Genomic DNA, 17,407 nt, shown 5'->3' on the forward strand with positions numbered 1-17,407 from the left:
TACGTCCCCGGACCGTCGAACCGGGTATGGACGAACGCGCGCTCGACCGCGCCCTCGAATCGGCGTTCGGCGGGACGGCCGCGGAGCGTCGCGTCGTCGTCCGCCAGGCCCGCGACCTCGCGGACGCCGAAAAGACCGAGACCGACCGCGACGCGGCGCTCACCGTCGAGGAGGTGATCCGACAGCTCGGCGACGCGCCGGCTGACTGCACGCTCCCGGAGCGGTGGAACTGGTGGCTCGGGGCGCTCGAAGCCGCGTACGGCGGGTACCGGGAGTTTCAGGTGCGGGCGGTCGAACGAAACTAGCGCCGGACGATCCCGCGATCGAGGGTATAGTTATCACGCGTCGGTCGAAACGGCGGAACGTACCATGGACGACGACGAATACGACGACCTCCTCTCGTCGGTGACGCCTCACGAATCCGGCGGCGGAATCACGACGTACCGGAACACGGTCAGCATCGCCTGTCCGGCCTGCGACAGCCCGTTCGACGACCTCGTCGTCTGCCGCGACGAGTACAACAGCCTCGAACTCAGCGTGACGCTCGATCTCTGCGCGACGACGCACGACGGCGACATCCTGCTTTTCACTCACAAGCCGTAGGGCGAACCCCCGCGCCCCCGCCGCGTCCGCGACGACGATCGACCTCGCCGCGTCCACGGTCGATCGCGGATGCGGCACGATCGACCCTACCGCGTCCACGGTCGACGCTCAGGGATCGAGCGCCCCGAAGTCGAACGGAGTCGCGTCGCGCCAGTACTCCTCGTAAAGTCCGCGCGCCCACGAGCGCACCGACTCGTCGTCCGTGTCCAGCGCGGCCCGGAGGATCCCGTCGTCGTCGCGGAGGAGGAGGTGGACCAGCTCGTCGGTGATCGTCACCGCGAGCGGAATCTCGCCCTCGTAGATCCGAATCTCCGCCCGCTCCGCGCCGTCGAGTTCGCGGAGCCGTCGGCGCAGCGTCGCGTCGTCGGCGACGGCCTCGACCGCCTCGGGGGAGAAGACACCCTTGAAGGTCTGTTCCCCCTCGACCGTCCGCCGCCGGATCACGTCGAGGCTCTGCTCGTTGAACGCGTGCGAGAGGATCCGGACCTGCTCGGCGCGACGGAGCAGTTCGAGCACCCGCTGGACGGGCGCGTTCGGCTTCGTCCGGCTCGGGACCGTGATCGTCGCGTCGCCGAGGCGTCGGGGGTCGAACCCCATCGACTCGGTCGGCAGCCACTCGACGACGTCGCGCAGTCGCCGCTCGGTCTCCACGGTCTCCCAGAGGTCGGTGAACCCCTCCGCGACCATCCGCCCCGTCGCGGTCGCCGCGTACCCCTCGTCGGTGCGGACGATCCACTTTCGCTCCTCGAGATCCCGGAGGATGCGCCCGAGGGTCGGCTGCGAGGCGTCGGTTCGATCTCCGAGTTCGCGTCGCGAGTGCGCCCCCTCCGCGAGCGCGTCGAGCACCTCGACGCGGTTCGCCGACAGCGCGAGGAATTCGATCTCTTCGAGAGCCGGGTCCATGCCGTCCCTCCCGCGCGTTCGCACATAGGGGTTTCGCACCGTGAAACGATTTCACGGCGTGAACGTCCCCGCGCACGGCGACGGGTTTTCTTCCTATGACAGAATTTCTGAACAAATATATGGGCGCTCCGCCCCTCTCTCCAATCAGAACATGACGCTCGTATTCGCGCGTTCGTCCCCGAACTCAGCGGGACGGACTCCGTCGGTCGACGGGAGGCGTCGGTAGACGTGTCGGTTTCCCGAACGACGATCTTCTTCGTCCTGGCGAGCGCGTTCTTCGGCGGGACGTTCGTCGCGGCGAAGGCGGGGCTGAGCTACTTTCCGCCCCTGCTCTTCGTCGCGCTCCGGTTCGACGTCGCGGCCGTCGTGCTTTTCGCGTACGTCGCCCGCACGTCCTCGCGCGAGGAGTGGCTGCCCCGCACCCGCGGCGACCTCGCGGGGATCCTCGCGACGGGCGTGCTCGTGATCGGGCTGACGAACGCGCTGCTCTTCGTCGGCCAGGGGTACACGACCAGCGCCGTCGCTTCCATCGTCTTCAGCCTCAACCCCATCCTGACGCCGGTGTTCGCGGCCGTCCTGCTGTCGGACGAGCGGCTCTCGGCCCGCGGCGCGGGGGGGATGCTCGTCGGCCTGATCGGCGTCGCGCTGGTCGTCCAGTTGGACCCGACGAACCTCCTCGCCGGGAGCGCCGTCGGGAAGGCGATCCTGTTCGCCGGCGCGGCGAGCGGCGCGCTAGGTGCCGTTTTGATCCGCCGGGCGAACGCTTCCCTCCCGAGCACCGCCCGGATCGCGTGGGCGCTTCCGATCAGCGCGCTCATGTGTCACCTCCTGAGCGTCGCAGCCGGCGAGCGGACCTCAGCGGTCGTCTGGACGCCCGAGGCGTTCGTCGCGCTCGGGTACGTCAGCGTATTCGCGGGTGCCGCCGCGTACGTCGCCTACTTCGGCCTCCTCGACGACGTCGGCGCGATCCGGGCGAATCTGGTCTTCTACGTTGTTCCGGTCGTGGCGACGCTCGGCGGGTGGGCGCTCCTCGGCGAGGGGATCTCCGCGGGGACGGTCGCGGGCTTCCTGACGATCTTCGTCGGCTTCGCGATCATCGGCGGCGACGCGATCGCGGCGGCGCTTCCGCGGTCGGTCGTCGCGCTCGCGGGTCGACTGTCGCCCGGCCCGCGGACGAGTCCGACCGCCGGGCTTCGGGGCGCGAACGGCTGCGAGCGCGAGTGAACGGGTCTCGACTCAACGGGTGCGAACGACGACCGTGTCGGCGGCGAGGTCGCCGATCCGCTGTCGCTCGTCGGTGATGAGCATGACGACGAGGCCGACGACGTAGTTGAGAATGCCGTCGACGATCCGGAGGAGGTTCCTGACGACGGACGCGCCCATCGTGCAGGGTGACCCGTCGCGCTTTACGACGACGACGCCGAGGAGTCGCTTTCCGATCGTCTGGCCGTACAGCCCTTCGAGGAGGACGAAGTACGCGCAGTAGGTCAGAACGACGCCGAGGATGGTCGCTACCTCTGATCGGAAGAGTATCGCGAGCAGGAATCCGCCGCCCATGGCGACGAGAAATGAGAGCACGTAGTCGACGACGAACGCGCCGACGCGAGCGCCGATCACGTCCTGTTCGGTGCCCATGAGTGGTTCGGGGGACCGTGGCATACGTCGAGTCTCCCCGAACATGTCATAAATTTTGTGGATTCGGACCGATGGATGCAAACCGCGCGGTCGGCTACGTCCGACAATGAAGCTGCAGTTTCTCGGCGGCGCGCGCGAGGTCGGCCGGAGCGCCGTCCTCGTCAACGACGCTCTTCTCTTGGACTACGGGATGATGACGGGGAATCCGCCGCAGTTTCCCGTCGGTTCGGTCGAACCGGAGGCCGTCGTCGTCTCCCACGGCCACCTCGACCACGTCGGCGCGGTCCCCGCGCTCCTCTCCGGACCTCGACGACCGCCGATCCACTGGACGCCGCCGACGTCCGAACTCGCGCTGACGCTCGCCCGCGACACGCTGAAGCTCCACGGCAATAGCCCGCTGTGTCCCTTCACCGATGAGGAGGTCAAACGCGCGACGCAGGTTTCCGAGACCCACGGGTATCGCGAGCCGTTCGAGGCGGCGGGTCACGAGGTGACGCTCTACGACGCGGGGCACATCCCGGGAAGCGCGCACGTCCTCGTCGACGACGGGGAGACGCGGCTCCTCTACACGGGCGACTTCCACACCGACGACCAGCGGTTGGTTTCGGGCACCGCCGCGCGTCCGGACGCCGACGTCGTGATCTGCGAGAGCACCTACGCCGACGTCGAACACGAGCCGCGCGCGGCGGTCGAACGGCGATTCGTCGAGAGCCTCCGCACGACCGTCTGGGAGGGCGGCACCGTCGTCGTCCCCGCGTTCGCGATCGGCCGCACGCAGGAGGCGCTTTTGATCTGCGACGCCCACGACGTCGACTGCTACGTCGACGGAATGGGGAAGGACGTGACGCGGATGCTCCTCTCGCATCCGGACTTCGTCCGCGACCCCGACGCGCTCCGGCGGGCGAAATCGAACGCCCGGTTCGTCACCGGTCGGGACGGACAGCGAAAGCGCATCGCGCGGCAGAACACCGTCGTCGTCACGACGAGCGGGATGCTCTCCGGCGGCCCGGCGATGACGTACGTTCCGGAGATCCGGACCGATCCGACGAACAAGATCGCGCTCACCGGGTACCAGGTCGAGGGGACGCCCGGCCGCGAACTCCTCGAAACCGGCCGCTGCGAACTCGACGGCGGCGTCTACCCGGTCGCCGCGCGGGCCGAGTACTACGACTTCTCCGCGCACGCCGACGGTCGGGGGATCCGGGCGCTCCTCTCGGACTACGAGGGTGCGAAAATCCTCGTCGCCCACGGCGACGACTGCGCGGGGTTCGCCGAGGAACTGTCCGCCGACGGGCTCGACGCGGCCGCGCCGACCGTCGGCGAGACGGTGCAGGTGTGAGGCGACCGACGGCGTGTCAGTTCCGGCTCGACTCGTTCCGTCGACCCCCCGGGGGGTCACGGGGGATTGGCGGTCGACGGAAACGACTATGTGCAATCGGGGCTCAGAAGGCCCGTGTGCCGTAAATTGGCCATGGTTACAGACGAACCCTTGTGGGGTTGAAGCTTCATGCACTTAACCGACTTCGCCGGCAACCCGAGTTACAGACGAACCCTTGTGGGGTTGAAGCGCCGAGTCCGTACGAATGCTCAAGCGACTGGAGCGTTACAGACGAACCCTTGTGGGGTTGAAGCGTGGAAAGTCTGACCCGCCATTACCGATCACCCGCGTTACAGACGAACCCTTGTGAGGTTGAAGCTGACCGTCGTCACGGCCATGCCTCCCCCTACGACCGGGGAGATCGTCACGAACACCGACCGCGCCCGACGAACACCTACGGCCCCACGACCGCCCTCGCGACCGCCGCACTCACGATCGCGACGACGAACCCCGAAACGACCCCGAGCGCGACGGTGTAGACGAGTCCTCCGGCCTCTATCTCGGGACCGAGGATCGCGACGACGAGAAGCGTCCAACAGAGCCACGCCCCGATTCCGACGGCGACTTCGGAGCTAGTCGGTTCGTCGCTCATGTTGGAGGATCAACTGCTTTCCCCTCATATGTCTACCGTAATATACGTACTGCTACGTGATGAATCGGTTCGGCCGTGACGAGCGCGGACGCCGTTCCCGAGTGAGCGCGAAGCGTCCCGCTGCAAGCCGACGCCGCCCCGTGCGCAGGCGTCGGTGCGTCGCGTTTCGGCCGCTTCGAACGGAGTGGCTCCCCTACGACCACTCCTCGCGCCACGCCTCCATACGATCGATCTCCGCGTTCTGCGCGGCGATGATCTCCTCCGCCAGCGCCCCGACCTCCGGCGACCGACCGACCTCGATGACCTCCTCGGACATCGTGATCGCCCCCTCGTGGTGTTCGATCATGGCGTCGAGGAACGCCAGATCGAACGCTTCGCCCGCCTTCCCTTCGAGTTCTTCCGTCTCTCCATCGTCCATCATCCCGTCGTGCTCGGTCATCCCCCCGTCTGTCATCCCGGGTCCCTCCGTCGCGTCGGGGTCCGCTCCGGCGTCTTCCAGCATCCGGCGCATGCGCGCTATCTCCTCGTCCTGCGTCGCGACGATCTCCGCCGCGAGGTCGCACAGTTCCTCGCGCTCGGTTCGCTCCGGGACGAGCTCGGCCATCTCGACCGCGCCCTCGTGGTGCGGGATCATCATTCGGAGGAACCGAACGTCAGCGCGATTGTACGCGTCCTCACCCTCGTCCTCGCCCACCCCTCGCCCGTTTCCGTCCGTTCGTTCTCGTTCTCGGCCACCTTTCGCGTTTCCGCCCGTTCGCTCCGCGTCTCGATTCGCCTCTCCTCCGTCGGCGCTCGGGGTCGCCGCGCCGAGACAACCGGCCACGCCCACGACCGCCCCGATTCCGGCCGCGCGGACGAACGTCCGCTGGTCGAGCGAATTCGAGTCGTTCTGACGAGTCATCACTGACGCGTACGGACGGGGGTTTTAATCAATTTGCTGTTAATATAATGGTGAAAGCAGCAGGAGAATTCTAACGATCTCCAGGTTGTCCGCCGACGAACGTTCGATTCGAAAGTGATCGTCCCGCGCCCGCGTTGCGGCAACCGACTCGAGCGACCTGAAACCACTTCCCGCTCGCGCCCGTCGTCCCGTCCATGGCGACCGAAAACCGGAGCGACACGTTCGACATCGGCGGCGACCTGACCGTCCACCGGCTCGGCTTCGGCGCGATGCGCCTCACCGGCGAGAACATCATCGGAGAGCCCGACGACCCGGAGGGCGCGAAGCGGGTGCTGGAGCGCCTCCCCGACCTCGGCGTCGACTTCGTCGATACGGCCGACTCCTACGGCCCCGGCGCGAGCGAGCGCCTCCTCGGCGAGACGCTCGCGCCCTCCGACGACGTGGTCGTCGCCACGAAGGGCGGGCTGCTCAGAAACGCCGACGGCGACTGGCTCTCGAACGGCGACCCCGACTACCTGCGGAACGCCCTCCTGTGCAGCCTCGACCGACTCCGCGTCGATGCGATCGACCTCTACCAGCTCCACCGCCCCGACCCGGACGTGCCGTTCGAAGACTCCGTGACGGCGTTGGCCGAGGAGAAGGACGCGGGCCGGATCCGACACGTCGGCCTCAGCAACGTCTCCGTCGAGCAGCTGGAGGAGGCGCGCGACGTCGTCGAGATCGCGACCGTCCAGAACCAGTACAACGTCGGCGACCGCGAGGACGAGGACGTGCTGGAGGCCTGCGAGGAGTACGGCATCGGGTTCATCCCGTGGTTCCCCCTCGGCGCGGACGACCTCGGGGAGACCGAGGAGACGCTCGACGAGATCGCGTCGGTCCACGACGCCACGCGGTACCAGATCGCGCTCGCGTGGCTGCTCCAGCGCTCGCCGGTGACGCTCCCGATCCCGGGCACCTCCAGCGTCGAGCACTTGGAGGAGAACGTCGCCGCCTCCTCGATCGCGCTCTCCGACGACGAGGTGAGCCGGCTGGAGGGGTAGGAGGCGAGTCGGCCGGAGGGGGATGCGCGATCGAGGCGATCGCTCGCTACTCCTCGCCCGCGTCCTCGCGCAGCCCGAACTCGTCGATGGTCGTCTGCTCGGCTTCGATCATCTCGTGACCCCTGTATTTTCGGTAGAGTCGCTTGAGCTTCGGGTAGCCCGCGCGCTGTTGGAGCGTCCACTCGGTGGCGAAGCTGCCGTCGTCGATCCCGTCCATCTTCTCGCGCATGAACCGCTTGAGCGGCTCGCGGTCGAAGTCGTCGATGCCGGAGAGCTGCCCGTACTGGCTCGTCATCGAGTGCAGGGGCATCTGTTCGACGATCCCCATCATCGCCGCCTTCTCGAAGATGTACGAGAACTCCCGCGAGAGGTACTGCTCCATCAGGATCGCCTCGGGCGGCGCGCCCTCCTCGAGCTCGATCTCCCACTTCGCGATGAGCGCGTTGGCGACGATGGGGATGAGCCCCTGTTCCGTGAGGAGGTCCAGTTTCGTCTCCGTCTCGAAGTCGCCCTCGATGACGCCGGAGCGGGTCGCGCCGATCCCGTGGGCGATCGCCAGCGCCACGTCGAGCGCCTCGCCCGTCGCGTCCCGCTCGACGGCGAGGAAGGCCGGCGCGCCCCGGCCCTCGGCGTAGAGGTCGCGGACGAGCGAGCCGATCATCCGCGGGGCGACCATGACGACGTCCGCGTCCGCCGGCGGGGAGATGAAGTCGTAGGTGACGTTGTACCCCGAGGCGAAGTTGAGCGCGTCGCCGGCGTCGAGGTTCGGCTCGACGTGCGTCTCGTACACGTCCGGCGCGACCTCGTCGGGGACGAGCATGAAGATCACGTCGGCCCGCGAGACGGCCTCGCCGGTCTCGTACACGTCGAAGCCGTCCTCCTCGGCCTGCTCCCACGAGGCGTCCTCGCGGTTGCCGACGATGACGTTCTCGACGCCCGAATCGCGGAGGTTAAGCGCCTGCGCGCGGCCCTGGTTGCCGTAGCCGACGATCGCGATCGTCCGATCCGAGAGCGGCGAGAGGTCGGCGTCCGATTCGTCGTACACGGTCGAATCCGCTGTCCCTGTCGTGTCGGACATACGCGCCCATGCGTCCGAACGATGGTTATAGTTTCGTGCCCGGAGGCCGTCGGAGAAATCGAACCATGTCCGACGCAAGCGACCCCGACGTGACGGAGGAGGAGCGACGCGCGCTGCACGACTTTCAGGTCGGCATCGAGTACGTCTACCGGAGCTACGGCGCGCTGCTCGACTTTCACCACCACCTCGGACACGCGATGGATCGGCTCCACGACGCGGAGGAGGACCTCCGCGCGGCGGGCCACGAGGAGCTGGCGGACGAACTGCGCGACGAACACCTCCCGGCCGGCGCGGTGGAGGATATGTGGTCCTACGAGATCGTCGAGTCGTTCCGCGAGGGGTTCCTCCGAGAGATCACGGATTTCGAGGCCGGCGTCCGCGACGACCTGGCCGACGGGCGAAGTCACGTAACGGAGCGCCGACAACAGCGCGAGTGGCGCGAACGCGCCGAGTCCGAAAACTGGGACGACTACTAGGCGGCGAAGAGACGCCGGGGCGACACGGGGCGACGCGGGGGGCGCTCCTCCGGCGGGCCGAAAGCGTATTGTCGCCCGACATACAGCCACCACCGTGGCCGTCCGACTGCTCCACTACTCCGATCTCGAAAACGCCTACGACGACCCCGCGCGAATCGGCCGCCTCGCGGGTCTCGTCGCCGATCGGCGGGACGATCGGACGCTCGTCGTCGGCACCGGCGACGACACCGCCCCCGGCGTCCTCGCGCTGGAGACGGAGGGAGCGCAGGCGCTCGACTTCTTCCGCGCCGTCCGCCCGGACGCCGAAACCTTCGGCAACCACGACTTCGACTTCGGGCCGGATCGTACCCGCGAGATCGTCCGCGACTCGCCGCAGCCGTGGCTGAGCGCCAACGTCCGGGAGTCGGACGGCTCTCCGTTCGCCGGCGTCGATCCCGGCGTCGTCGTCGAGCGCGGCGGCACCCGCGTCGGACTGCTCGGCCTCACGGACCCGAACACGCCGGGGATGTGCCCCGCGGCGTCGGCCCTCACGTTCGTCGATCCGGTCGCCGCGGCCCGCGAGACCGTCGCCGACCTCCGAGCGCGGGGGGCGGATCGGATCGTCGTCCTCTCGCACCTCGGGTCGCTCGACGACGAACTCACCCGCCGCCTCGACGTCGACGCGATCCTCGGCGGACACGTCCACGAGGAGCGGTGCGACCGCGTCGCGGGCACGCTCTGTACCCGCCCGAACGCGAACGGCCGCGTCGTCTGGGAGGTCGAACTCGGCTCGGGCGGCGCGACGGCGACCCGCCGCCGCGTCGCGGACGCGCCCTGCGATGAGGCGGTCGCGGCGCGCCTGTGCGATCGTCTGGCGAGGGCCGGGTTGACGACCGTCGTCGGCTCCGTCGCGAACCCCATCCGGCGAGGTCGGTCGATCCGGTACGGGGGCGAGTGCCGCCTCGCCAACCTCGTGACCGACGCCTACCGCTGGGCGACGGGCGCGGACGTGGCGTTCACCAACACCGGCGGCCTCCGCGACGGTCCGTCGCTCTCCGGCGAGGTGACGAAGGGTCAACTCGTCGGCGTCTCCCCGTTCCGGGGCGCGCTCCGAACCGTCGAGGTGACCGGCCGCGAACTCCGCGCGCTCGCGGCGCAGGCGGCGAAGCCGACCGGGCTGCGATCCCGACGATCGTGGTCGGAAAAGCGGTGGTGGGGTCACGTGAGCGGCATGCGGATCGTCTGGGACCGCGCCGCCGACGAACTCGTCGAGGCGACCGTCGGCGGCGACCCCGTCGCCCGCGACGAGACGTACACCGTCGCCACGAACGGCTTCGTCGTCGGCTCGACGCCTTTCTCGGCGCTCACGGCCGACCACGTCGTCGCCGACCACGGCGTTCAGTACGACGCGGTCGTCGAGTACGCCCGCGAGGCGGGTATCGATCCGACGCTCGACGGACGGCTCGTCGACCTTGGCGCGCGATCGGACTGAGTCGCGCCTCGGGGGTCGACGGGGCCGACGCGGGTCGGGTCACGTCGAGTCGTCAGTTCGACCGTCGACCGCCGAGCGTCGACCGTGCTCGAACCTATTGCGCTGGCCGTCGAACGATCGCCATGGACGCCGACAGCTTGACGCGACGGGCCTGCCTCGGCCTCCTCGGCAGCGCCGTCGGCGTCGGGGTCGCCGGCAGCCCCGGCGCGGCGCAGTCGACGGGGACCGACGGGTCCGCGGATCGGAGCGTCTTCACCCGACTGTACCGCGAGACGGTCGGCTCCGTCGTCCTGATCAGGGTGCCCGGCGGCGCGCTCGGATCGGGGTTCGTCGTCGACGACCGACACGTCGCCACGAACTACCACGTCGTCACTGACAGCGAGCGGGTCGACGTCGGGTTCAGCCGGGGCGAATCCTCGATCGGTGACGTGGTCGGCACCGACGCGTACACCGATCTCGCGGCGGTTCGCGTCCGCCCCCCGTCGTACGCCGAGCCGCTTCGGCTCGCCGAGACCGACCCCGCGATCGGGACGGAGGTGGCGGTCATCGGCAGCCCCTACGGCCTCCGGGGATCGCTCACGACCGGCGTCGTGAGCGGCGTCGATCGGCTCGTTCCGAGCCCCGCGCGGGGTTACCGGATCCCGAACGCCGTCCAGACCGACGCCTCGGTGAATCCGGGCAACAGCGGCGGGCCGCTCGTGAACCTCGACGGCACCGTCCTCGGCGTCGTGAGCTCCGGCGGCGGCGAGAACGTCGCCTTCGCCGTCTCCGCGCCCCTCGCCCGCCGCGTCGTCCCCGCGCTCGTCGACGCTGGCCGCTACAGACACTCGTACCTCGGCGTTCGACTGACCGACGTGACGGACGCCGTCGCGCGCGCGAACGACCTCGGGCGATCGCGGGGGCTCCTCGTCGTCGACGTGCTCGCCGGCGGGCCGGCCGCCGGCGCGCTCAGGGGCTCGGACTCGACGGCGACGGTCGGCGGCTTCTCGGTGCCGACCGGCGGCGACGTGATCGTCGCCGTCGACGGGCGGCGCGTCCGATCCGTGCAGGACTTCCAGTCGTACCTCGCGCTGGAGACGAGCCCCGGACGGCGGGTGACGCTCGCCGTCCTGCGTGACGGCCGCCGGCGGCGGATTCGGGTCGCCCTCGGCGCGCGCCCGCCGCCGTAGACGGTGGAGGGGCTATTCGTCCGACGAGCCGTCCGCCTTCCGCGCCTTCTCGACCCGCTCTGCGTGCGTTTCGAGTTCGGCGGCGAGGGTTCGAGCCTGCTCGGCCGTGAGGGTCACGCGGTCGGCGTGGGGCGGAAGGTGATCGAGCTGCGTGTTGTCGAGCTCGAGTTCGAGCCTCACGTGGTCGGGGTTCTTCCGCGGCGCGGTGACGTTCAGGACGGCGAAGGCCTCCTCGTCGAAGTCGTGGCCGCGCGCCTCGCCGTCGAGCATGTCGAAGGTGGTGTAGGCGTTGACTCGCAGTAGTCTGTCTGGCATGCTGGCCGTTCGTTGCAGGCGTTCGGGGAAACCGTTGTCGTCGTCGGCGTCCCTCCTCGTCGGCGGTCGCCAAATCCGTCACACGGACGGGCTACTCGGCGGCTTCGCTGAGTTCGGCCAGTTTGTCGTACACGTAGCTCCGCATTCGGTTCGCTCTCCGAGCGACTTCCTCCGTCGCGAGCGGTTCCGGCGATTTCACCGCGAGCGAACGAGTGAGCGAGCGGGCCGAGGAGCGAACGGAAGCCGCGAAGCGGCCGAAGTGAACGACGAGTGCTTTTGGTCGAGCCTTTGCCGAGGGCGCAAAGTGCGCCCGCAGCGCAAAAGGTCGGTCTCAGTCGTCAGCGGGGAGCGGCTCACCCGTGCCGTCCGTCGGCGCGGGGCTCGCGTCCATGCCGTCGTCGTCCGCGTAGGGGTACCACGTCATCTTCGTGTTGTGCATCATCGGGTCCTCGTAGCTGGTCTCCTCGGGTTCGACCAGCTCCGCCAGCGTCTCCTCGTCCGTGCGCTCGACGAACTCGCGGAACGTCTCGTCGCCGTCGCGGCGCTCTTCGAAGTTCGCGAGGAGGTTCTTGATCGCGCCGGGCACCTCGTCGACGGGCACGCGCTGGACGACCCAGTCGGCGAACTGCGGGTTCTCGCCGAGGCCGCCGCCGAGGCCGATGTCGAGCGCCTCGACCGGCTCGCCGTCCTTCCGGGTCTTCATGCCGCGGAGACTCACGTCGGCGATCTGCGGCTGGGCGCAGGAGGCCGTACAACCCGAGAGGTGGATGTGGAAGTTCTCGACGCCGTCGGGGAGTTCCACGTTCTCCTTGAGCCAGCGGGCGAAGCGAACCTGCCGGTTCTTGGTCTCGACGATGGAGAGCGAGCAGAACTCCGTGCCCGTGCAGGCGATGGATCCGCGCATGAACGGGTGCGGGTCCGGCGAGTAGTGTTCGAGGAGGTCCTCTTCGAGCAGGTCGTCGAGGTTCTCCTCCGGCACGTCTGTGATGAGGACGTTCTGTCGCTGGGTGACGCGGATCTCGCCGGAGCCGTACTCGTTCGCGACCCGGGCGAGCTCTGCGGTGTCGTCGGTTCCCATCCGGCCGACGAGGACGTTCAGGCCGACGTAGTAGTTGCCGTCCCGCTGCTCGTGGACGCCGACGTGGTCCGAGTGGCCGCCGTTCGCGTACCCGGAGTTGTAGCTGTACTCCTCGCGGAGGTCCTCGCCCGCCGTTTCGAGTTCGAAGTCGACGAAGTCCTCCTGGAGGACGCGGCGGAACTTCTCGGGGCCCCACTCGTCCATGAGGAACTTGACCCGGGCGTTGTAGCGGTTGTCGCGGTCGCCGTGCTCGCGGAACAGCGCGGAGATGCCGCCGGCGACCTCGGCGGCCCGGTCGGGTTCGACGAACACGTCGATGTTCTTCGCGAGGCGGGGCTCGTTTCGGGCGAGTCCGCCGCCGACGCGGACGTTGAATCCCTTCACGTCCTCGCCGCCGATCTCCTTCGTCGCGGGTTCGAACGCGAGGTCGTTGATGTCGCCCTGGCCGCAGCCCTCGCGGCACCCGGTGACGCTCACCTTCCACTTTCGCGGGAGGTTTGTGTGCTCGTCGTTGCCTTTGAACGTGTCGTGCAGTTCGAGGGCGACCGGGAGGGCGTCGACGTGCTCGTGTTTGTCCTTGCCGGCGACGGGACAGCCGACGATGTTCCGCCACGAGTCGCCGCAGGCCTGCTGGCTCGAAAGTCCGACGGATTCGAGCTTCTCGAAGATCTCGGGGATGTCCTCAAGCTTGATCCAGTGGAGCTGGATCGACTGACGGGTGGTCCAGTCGACCCACGAGTCGCCGAACTCCGGATTCGACGCCGGGCCGGTCGCGTACTCCTCCGCGACGTCGGCGACGACCTCGAGCTGTCCCGGCGACAGCACGCCGTTCGGTGTGCCGATCCGCATCATGAAGTAGCTCTCCTGACCGTTGCGCTGGTGGTACAGCCCCCACCACTTGAAGCGCTCGAACCAGGCGTCCTGTTCGTCCTCCGGGATCGATTCCCACCCCTCCTCGGCGAATTCGAGGAGGTGCTCTCGGATGTCGTTCCCGTACACCTCCGACTTCCATTTCTCCACGTCGCTCGGCATGCTCTGTCCCCTCGTTGAGCGCACGCACGTAAGGGGGCGCGCATGCCGTCAACCCTTCCCGGTGCTCACCGAATCCGGTGACATTCTCCTCATCTCAGACTGACGACAGGAGCGTGCGTTCGCGGTCGAGGTCGCGGAACTCCCCGTCGAGGATTCGTCCGACGGGGAGCCACCCGGTGGTGTTTTTCGTCCCGCAGGCGATGCACTGGCCGTAGGCGCGGACCTCGACGGTTCGACCGTCGACGCCGGTTTCGAGAAATCCCTCGACGACCACGTCCGGGAGGCGGCAGGCGCAGAACGTCGGGTCGGTGAACCGCCACAGTTCGCTGACGCTGACCTCCCGCGTGTCGTTCACCGAGATCCACGCGCCGTCGTCGAGGGTCCGCAGGGCGACGCTCATCGCCCCCACTTCGACGCGGAACTACCTGTATGAGTCGACGGTCGCAATTCTGGGTCGCCCCTGTGACGGCGTCGGCGGGGGAAAACCACGAGACGAAAGCGAACTTCCGGAGACAGTGACCGTCGAAGATGCCGGCAGAATCCCCCGGAATGCGGGAGCAATGGTAGTCCTTACAGCGAAAATCGGCCTTATGCGGACGGAGGTCCAACGGGTGATCGATGAGTTCCAACGACCGCGACCGCGGCGACAGAGAGCACGCTTCCGCCGACGTCGCGCCGGAGCTGTACGAGGGAGGACGCAGCCGATGAACGACGCCGGAACCCGAACCGAAAACGAAGAGACGGACCGCGACGACGGCCACCTCGCCGATCTGGAGGACGGGCTCGGCTGCACGGAGATCTGGGAGCAGCTGTCCGAGCGGCGAGAGCGGGCGGCGGCCGAGGCCGACGACTGACGCGAGCGTTCTGACGAGCGTTTCACCCGACGGCGAGAGACTTTTGCCTCCCGCCCCGAAACCGGACGACACATGAGTGAACAGCCCCGGCGGGCGGAGGAACCGCCGGCCGATCGGGAGGAGCCGGTCGGAGCGCCGGTCGTCAGAGCCGACCCCGCCGTCACGGGCGAGCGAGCCCGGGAGGCGGTCGGATTCGACCCCGACGACCCCGAGAGCGTCCGACGCGCCGCCGAGACGGTCAGGGCGTTCGCCGAGAGCACCGCGGGGTCCGAGGACAACGTGTACATGCTCCGCGGCGCGGCCGCCTGCGCCGCGCTCGTCCGGGGCGTCGGCTCGTACAAGGCCGCCGCGGAGCGCGCCGGCGGCGACGCCTCCATCTCCTTCATCCGGAAGTGGGCGCGCGTCCACGACCTCCCGCAGTCCATCCGCCGGCACGTCGCCCGCGGCCACATCGCGCCCACGGCGGCGAAGCACATCGCCCGCGTCTCGGGCGACGCCCGCTTCTACCTCGCGTGGGCGACGCTCGACAGCGGGCTGACCGTCCGGGAGGTCCGCACGATCGCGAGCGACATCAACAACGGCGCGTCCGCGCGGGAGGCGCTTCGCGACCACGGCATCTCCGTCGGCCGGCTCGAACTGACGCTCCCGGCCGAGCAGTACCTCGAACTCCGCCGTCGGGCGTCGCTCTCGAACCGGGAACCGAGCGACGTCGTCGCCGAGGCGCTGGCCGAGTACTTCGAGGACGGGTAGTTGTCGGCGGCGGCGCGGTGGATCGGATGGTAAATGCTTATGCCGCCGTGTCCGCAAGTGCGTGTGAGGGCCGGTAGCTCAGTTAGGCAGAGCGTCTGGCTTTTAACCAGACGGTCGGGGGTTCGAATCCCTCCCGGCCCGTTTCTGCGACGAACGACCCGACGAGCATCGCGTAGCGTGTGCGAGTCGTCCGTACGGAGCGGAACGGCTCGAAGGGATTCGAATCAGGGAGTGGAGCGAACGGTGTGAGCGGGACGACCGTAGTTCGAATCCCTCCCGACCCGTTGCTTCTCCGCGAGCGACGGCGAGCGGTGTACAACGCTTAGCGGGAGGATTTGAGGGGATGAATAGAAACGACGAAAGGAGCGACGATCGGGTGCCTCTGTTGCCCTGTTTCGCCAGTCTATCGCAGATCTCGAATCTGAATGCGGCCGTCGGTTCGAACGGAGACGCGAACGTCCTCGTAGTCGAAGGCGACTTCGCCGCGGACGTTACCGCGCTGGACCGCCTTCGGTCCGAAAAGCGCGGTTTCGAGCGCGTCGGTGTCGATGCGCTCGTGCAGGGGCGAAAACTGCACTTCCAGCGGATCGGCGTCGATCGCGGTCCCGACCGCGAAGAGGATCGCCGAGCAGAGCCCGGAATCCTCGGTCGGGTCGTACCACGCCTCGTGGAGAACCCGGCCGCCGGCGTCGCTCTGCCCCTCCAACGTTCGTTTCGGACCGTATTCCGATCGGTCCGTCCCTCCGGCCATGGACGCACCGACGGTGATCGGTGGGGTATTCGTGCGGGTTTACTGCTCAACGGTTTATATATTCGTGTCACACGCCTATGGTGTTTTCGATGAGCGCCTCGTGCGCGCGACGGAGGCGAACCGACGCCGCTTGCGTCGAAATCCCGAGTTGCTCGGCGAGCTCGCCGAGCGTGACCTCCCGCGGAATCGAAAAGTACCCGCCGGCGTGAGCTTTCGACAGGACCTCCTGCTGCGGTCCGGTCAGGCCGAACGACTCGTCCGGCAGCTCCTCGTCCGCGGCGTCCTCGCTGTACACGGCCAGGAGGCGCAACTCGATCCCGAGCGCGAGCACCCGACTCCGGTACGTCTGGAGCGCGTCCCGGTCGGGGAATCGCATCCGGAGTTCCCACCCCTCGCAGGTCCCCTTCAGGTCGAGGTTCATCGCGCCGACGTCGACCACGGCCGGATACGCCGAGACCCCCCGACCCTCCTCGGTGTACTCGACGCGGTAGAGTCGCCGGTCCGCGACCTCGATCAGCTCGGTCGCCTCCCGAATCGTCGGATCGGCTCCGACTCCGGCGGCGAATTCGTCGGGGTCCGCCCCCCGGAGCCAGAAGAACAGTCGGATCGCCCCGCACTCGCTCGCCTGTACGTCCATGGCGCGGGCGACGCCGTCGGGCGTCTCGGCCAGCGCCCGCCGAAGGATCGGCGAACCGAGGTGAAATTCCGCGATGAGGCTCATTTCTCCCCCATTATTCCTTCTATCTGAAAAAGGTATTTTGTCGTCCAACCGTCGCTGACGTTCCGCGTCGTCGACGATTAACCGGTGTGTTCGCCCTGGTAGCTCCCGTCGTACGTTCCCTCGTGTTCCGCGTCGGCGAGAACCAGCTGCGCGATGCGCGCGCCGCGTTCCAGTTCGACGTCGTGGTGGACCTGCAGCAGTCCTTCGCCTCTGCCCTCGTAGCCGGCGTCCCACACGGCGGTGTTCAGCATGCACGAGTTGCGCAGGAGCGACGATCGGGGGTAGATGTATCCGACGTGGTTCTCGGGGATGCGGACCGTCTCGGCGTAGCGGACGACGAACCCGCCCGGGGTGAGGTAGTACGTTTCGGGACCGTCTTCGTCGCGCTCGTCGCGCGGGACCGACTGTCGCTCGCCGATCTCCTTTCCGTCGCGGCCGATCCGACCCGGATCGATCTGTTCGAAGACGGCGTCGAGCGTCAGATCGACGCCGTTCGGCTGGATCTGCGCTTCGGCCACGGGATCGATCTGCTCGGCGACGAACGCGCCTGATTTGAACATGTTCGACGGATCCCGGACCGTCCGGAAAACGGTGCCGGATCGTCTTCGAAATCACAACTCGAATCCGCGTTACTTCGAATCTTTTCGCGAAAATTGCCGA

General features: G+C 68.2%; 20 protein-coding genes, 1 tRNA gene and 1 pseudogene. 11 read left to right on the plus strand and 11 right to left on the minus strand.

Translation table 11 applies throughout. The annotated features are described in order from the left end of the window. The first annotated feature begins 26 nt into the window (after positions 1 to 26). Together C3L37_RS00210 and C3L37_RS00215 are read left to right on the plus strand one after the other, a co-directional pair. Complete coding sequence (locus C3L37_RS00210) at positions 27 to 305, plus strand: hypothetical protein (protein WP_129112619.1); 279 nt, start codon at positions 27 to 29, stop codon at positions 303 to 305. Positions 306 to 369: 64 nt separating this feature from the next. Continuing rightward, positions 370 to 603 carry a DUF7385 family protein gene (locus C3L37_RS00215; protein ID WP_129112620.1) on the plus strand — a complete coding sequence of 78 codons (234 nt, stop codon included), beginning with the start codon at positions 370 to 372 and terminating at the stop codon, positions 601 to 603. Positions 604 to 711: 108 nt separating this feature from the next. Here C3L37_RS00215 and C3L37_RS00220 read toward each other — a convergent pair whose 3' ends face one another. After that, positions 712 to 1,506 carry a helix-turn-helix transcriptional regulator gene (locus C3L37_RS00220; RefSeq protein ID WP_129112621.1) on the minus strand — a complete coding sequence of 265 codons (795 nt, stop codon included), beginning with the start codon at positions 1,504 to 1,506 and terminating at the stop codon, positions 712 to 714. 228 nt (positions 1,507 to 1,734) lie between these two features. Here C3L37_RS00220 and C3L37_RS00225 point away from each other — a divergent pair, with 228 nt between their 5' ends. Further along, on the plus strand, positions 1,735 to 2,730 hold the full coding sequence (locus tag C3L37_RS00225) for a DMT family transporter (protein WP_129112622.1): 996 nt from the start codon (positions 1,735 to 1,737) through the stop codon (positions 2,728 to 2,730). 12 nt (positions 2,731 to 2,742) lie between these two features. Here C3L37_RS00225 and C3L37_RS00230 read toward each other — a convergent pair whose 3' ends face one another. Next, positions 2,743 to 3,165: an RDD family protein gene (locus C3L37_RS00230; protein WP_129112623.1), complete on the minus strand. Its 423-nt coding sequence runs from the start codon at positions 3,163 to 3,165 to the stop codon at positions 2,743 to 2,745. A gap of 82 nt (positions 3,166 to 3,247) precedes the next feature. Here C3L37_RS00230 and C3L37_RS00235 point away from each other — a divergent pair, with 82 nt between their 5' ends. Then, positions 3,248 to 4,480 (plus strand): MBL fold metallo-hydrolase, encoded by a 1,233-nt coding sequence (locus C3L37_RS00235; protein WP_129112624.1) that lies wholly within the window; start codon positions 3,248 to 3,250, stop codon positions 4,478 to 4,480. 433 nt (positions 4,481 to 4,913) lie between these two features. Here C3L37_RS00235 and C3L37_RS00240 read toward each other — a convergent pair whose 3' ends face one another. After that, entirely contained in the window at positions 4,914 to 5,111 is a 198-nt protein-coding gene (locus C3L37_RS00240) for a hypothetical protein (protein ID WP_129112625.1), read from the minus strand. A 193-nt stretch (positions 5,112 to 5,304) separates the two neighbouring features. Next, positions 5,305 to 6,012 (minus strand): DUF305 domain-containing protein, encoded by a 708-nt coding sequence (locus C3L37_RS00245; RefSeq protein ID WP_129112626.1) that lies wholly within the window; start codon positions 6,010 to 6,012, stop codon positions 5,305 to 5,307. A 194-nt stretch (positions 6,013 to 6,206) separates the two neighbouring features. Between C3L37_RS00245 and C3L37_RS00250 the strand changes: the two genes are divergently transcribed. After that, the gene (locus tag C3L37_RS00250) at positions 6,207 to 7,052 is read left to right on the plus strand and encodes an aldo/keto reductase (RefSeq protein WP_129112627.1); all 846 of its coding nucleotides are present in this window, start codon (positions 6,207 to 6,209) and stop codon (positions 7,050 to 7,052) included. A 46-nt stretch (positions 7,053 to 7,098) separates the two neighbouring features. On the opposite strand, the gene ilvC is transcribed toward C3L37_RS00250, so the two are convergent. After that, entirely contained in the window at positions 7,099 to 8,130 is a 1,032-nt protein-coding gene (gene ilvC, locus C3L37_RS00255) for a ketol-acid reductoisomerase (RefSeq protein WP_129112628.1), read from the minus strand. Between the two features lie 65 nt (positions 8,131 to 8,195). Between ilvC and C3L37_RS00260 the strand changes: the two genes are divergently transcribed. The 3 genes from C3L37_RS00260 (at position 8,196) to C3L37_RS00270 (ending at position 11,246) form a co-directional block, all read left to right on the plus strand. Next, a complete protein-coding gene (locus C3L37_RS00260; RefSeq protein WP_129112629.1) occupies positions 8,196 to 8,606 on the plus strand; it encodes a hypothetical protein in 411 nt (136 codons plus the stop codon). A gap of 94 nt (positions 8,607 to 8,700) precedes the next feature. Then, complete coding sequence (locus tag C3L37_RS00265) at positions 8,701 to 10,077, plus strand: bifunctional metallophosphatase/5'-nucleotidase (protein WP_129112630.1); 1,377 nt, start codon at positions 8,701 to 8,703, stop codon at positions 10,075 to 10,077. 122 nt (positions 10,078 to 10,199) lie between these two features. Next, a complete protein-coding gene (locus tag C3L37_RS00270) occupies positions 10,200 to 11,246 on the plus strand; it encodes a S1C family serine protease (RefSeq protein ID WP_129112631.1) in 1,047 nt (348 codons plus the stop codon). 12 nt (positions 11,247 to 11,258) lie between these two features. On the opposite strand, the gene C3L37_RS00275 is transcribed toward C3L37_RS00270, so the two are convergent. The 3 genes from C3L37_RS00275 to C3L37_RS00285 all read right to left on the minus strand — a co-directional run bounded on the left by C3L37_RS00275 (position 11,259) and on the right by C3L37_RS00285 (position 14,071). Beyond that, entirely contained in the window at positions 11,259 to 11,561 is a 303-nt protein-coding gene (locus C3L37_RS00275; protein ID WP_129112632.1) for a DUF6360 family protein, read from the minus strand. A gap of 331 nt (positions 11,562 to 11,892) precedes the next feature. Next, complete coding sequence (locus tag C3L37_RS00280) at positions 11,893 to 13,671, minus strand: nitrite/sulfite reductase (RefSeq protein WP_129112633.1); 1,779 nt, start codon at positions 13,669 to 13,671, stop codon at positions 11,893 to 11,895. A gap of 94 nt (positions 13,672 to 13,765) precedes the next feature. Beyond that, a complete protein-coding gene (locus C3L37_RS00285; RefSeq protein ID WP_129112634.1) occupies positions 13,766 to 14,071 on the minus strand; it encodes a hypothetical protein in 306 nt (101 codons plus the stop codon). Between the two features lie 304 nt (positions 14,072 to 14,375). Here C3L37_RS00285 and C3L37_RS24050 point away from each other — a divergent pair, with 304 nt between their 5' ends. The 3 genes from C3L37_RS24050 to C3L37_RS00295 all read left to right on the plus strand — a co-directional run bounded on the left by C3L37_RS24050 (position 14,376) and on the right by C3L37_RS00295 (position 15,416). Next, complete coding sequence (locus C3L37_RS24050; RefSeq protein WP_164974621.1) at positions 14,376 to 14,525, plus strand: hypothetical protein; 150 nt, start codon at positions 14,376 to 14,378, stop codon at positions 14,523 to 14,525. A gap of 72 nt (positions 14,526 to 14,597) precedes the next feature. Then, positions 14,598 to 15,275, plus strand: coding sequence for a DUF7119 family protein (locus C3L37_RS00290; protein WP_129112635.1), 678 nt, complete (start codon positions 14,598 to 14,600; stop codon positions 15,273 to 15,275). Positions 15,276 to 15,342: 67 nt separating this feature from the next. Then, positions 15,343 to 15,416 (plus strand) — tRNA-Lys (locus C3L37_RS00295). Positions 15,417 to 15,678: 262 nt separating this feature from the next. Here the strand turns inward: C3L37_RS00295 and C3L37_RS00300 are convergent. The 3 genes and pseudogenes from C3L37_RS00300 to C3L37_RS00310 all read right to left on the minus strand — a co-directional run. Continuing rightward, positions 15,679 to 16,026, minus strand: coding sequence for a HalOD1 output domain-containing protein (locus tag C3L37_RS00300; RefSeq protein WP_129112636.1), 348 nt, complete (start codon positions 16,024 to 16,026; stop codon positions 15,679 to 15,681). A 67-nt stretch (positions 16,027 to 16,093) separates the two neighbouring features. Continuing rightward, positions 16,094 to 16,747, minus strand: coding sequence for a helix-turn-helix domain-containing protein (locus C3L37_RS00305; RefSeq protein ID WP_129112637.1), 654 nt, complete (start codon positions 16,745 to 16,747; stop codon positions 16,094 to 16,096). A gap of 77 nt (positions 16,748 to 16,824) precedes the next feature. Then, a pseudogene (locus tag C3L37_RS00310) lies at positions 16,825 to 17,310 on the minus strand (deoxyuridine 5'-triphosphate nucleotidohydrolase); the annotation flags it as partial. Between the last annotated feature and the right edge of the window lie 97 nt (positions 17,311 to 17,407).

The sequence above is a fragment of the Halegenticoccus tardaugens genome (genome assembly GCF_004116405.1).
Taxonomy (GTDB): Archaea; Halobacteriota; Halobacteria; order Halobacteriales; family Haloferacaceae; genus Halegenticoccus; species Halegenticoccus tardaugens.

What these genes read in the sequence shown, in the direction of transcription:
- C3L37_RS00210 (WP_129112619.1), top strand. Translation starts at nt 27, where the DNA reads ATGGACGAACGCGCGCTCGACCGCGCCCTCGAATCGGCGTTCGGCGGG.
- C3L37_RS00215 (WP_129112620.1), top strand. Translation starts at nt 370, where the DNA reads ATGGACGACGACGAATACGACGACCTCCTCTCGTCGGTGACGCCTCAC.
- C3L37_RS00250 (WP_129112627.1), top strand. Translation starts at nt 6,207, where the DNA reads ATGGCGACCGAAAACCGGAGCGACACGTTCGACATCGGCGGCGACCTG.
- C3L37_RS00305 (WP_129112637.1), bottom strand. Translation starts at nt 16,747, where the DNA reads ATGAGCCTCATCGCGGAATTTCACCTCGGTTCGCCGATCCTTCGGCGG.
- C3L37_RS24050 (WP_164974621.1), top strand. Translation starts at nt 14,376, where the DNA reads ATGAACGACGCCGGAACCCGAACCGAAAACGAAGAGACGGACCGCGAC.
- C3L37_RS00285 (WP_129112634.1), bottom strand. Translation starts at nt 14,071, where the DNA reads ATGAGCGTCGCCCTGCGGACCCTCGACGACGGCGCGTGGATCTCGGTG.
- C3L37_RS00275 (WP_129112632.1), bottom strand. Translation starts at nt 11,561, where the DNA reads ATGCCAGACAGACTACTGCGAGTCAACGCCTACACCACCTTCGACATG.
- ilvC (WP_129112628.1), bottom strand. Translation starts at nt 8,130, where the DNA reads ATGTCCGACACGACAGGGACAGCGGATTCGACCGTGTACGACGAATCG.
- C3L37_RS00220 (WP_129112621.1), bottom strand. Translation starts at nt 1,506, where the DNA reads ATGGACCCGGCTCTCGAAGAGATCGAATTCCTCGCGCTGTCGGCGAAC.
- C3L37_RS00260 (WP_129112629.1), top strand. Translation starts at nt 8,196, where the DNA reads ATGTCCGACGCAAGCGACCCCGACGTGACGGAGGAGGAGCGACGCGCG.
- C3L37_RS00235 (WP_129112624.1), top strand. Translation starts at nt 3,248, where the DNA reads ATGAAGCTGCAGTTTCTCGGCGGCGCGCGCGAGGTCGGCCGGAGCGCC.
- C3L37_RS00230 (WP_129112623.1), bottom strand. Translation starts at nt 3,165, where the DNA reads ATGCCACGGTCCCCCGAACCACTCATGGGCACCGAACAGGACGTGATC.
- C3L37_RS00270 (WP_129112631.1), top strand. Translation starts at nt 10,200, where the DNA reads ATGGACGCCGACAGCTTGACGCGACGGGCCTGCCTCGGCCTCCTCGGC.
- C3L37_RS00290 (WP_129112635.1), top strand. Translation starts at nt 14,598, where the DNA reads ATGAGTGAACAGCCCCGGCGGGCGGAGGAACCGCCGGCCGATCGGGAG.
- C3L37_RS00280 (WP_129112633.1), bottom strand. Translation starts at nt 13,671, where the DNA reads ATGCCGAGCGACGTGGAGAAATGGAAGTCGGAGGTGTACGGGAACGAC.
- C3L37_RS00245 (WP_129112626.1), bottom strand. Translation starts at nt 6,012, where the DNA reads ATGACTCGTCAGAACGACTCGAATTCGCTCGACCAGCGGACGTTCGTC.
- C3L37_RS00240 (WP_129112625.1), bottom strand. Translation starts at nt 5,111, where the DNA reads ATGAGCGACGAACCGACTAGCTCCGAAGTCGCCGTCGGAATCGGGGCG.
- C3L37_RS00300 (WP_129112636.1), bottom strand. Translation starts at nt 16,026, where the DNA reads ATGGCCGGAGGGACGGACCGATCGGAATACGGTCCGAAACGAACGTTG.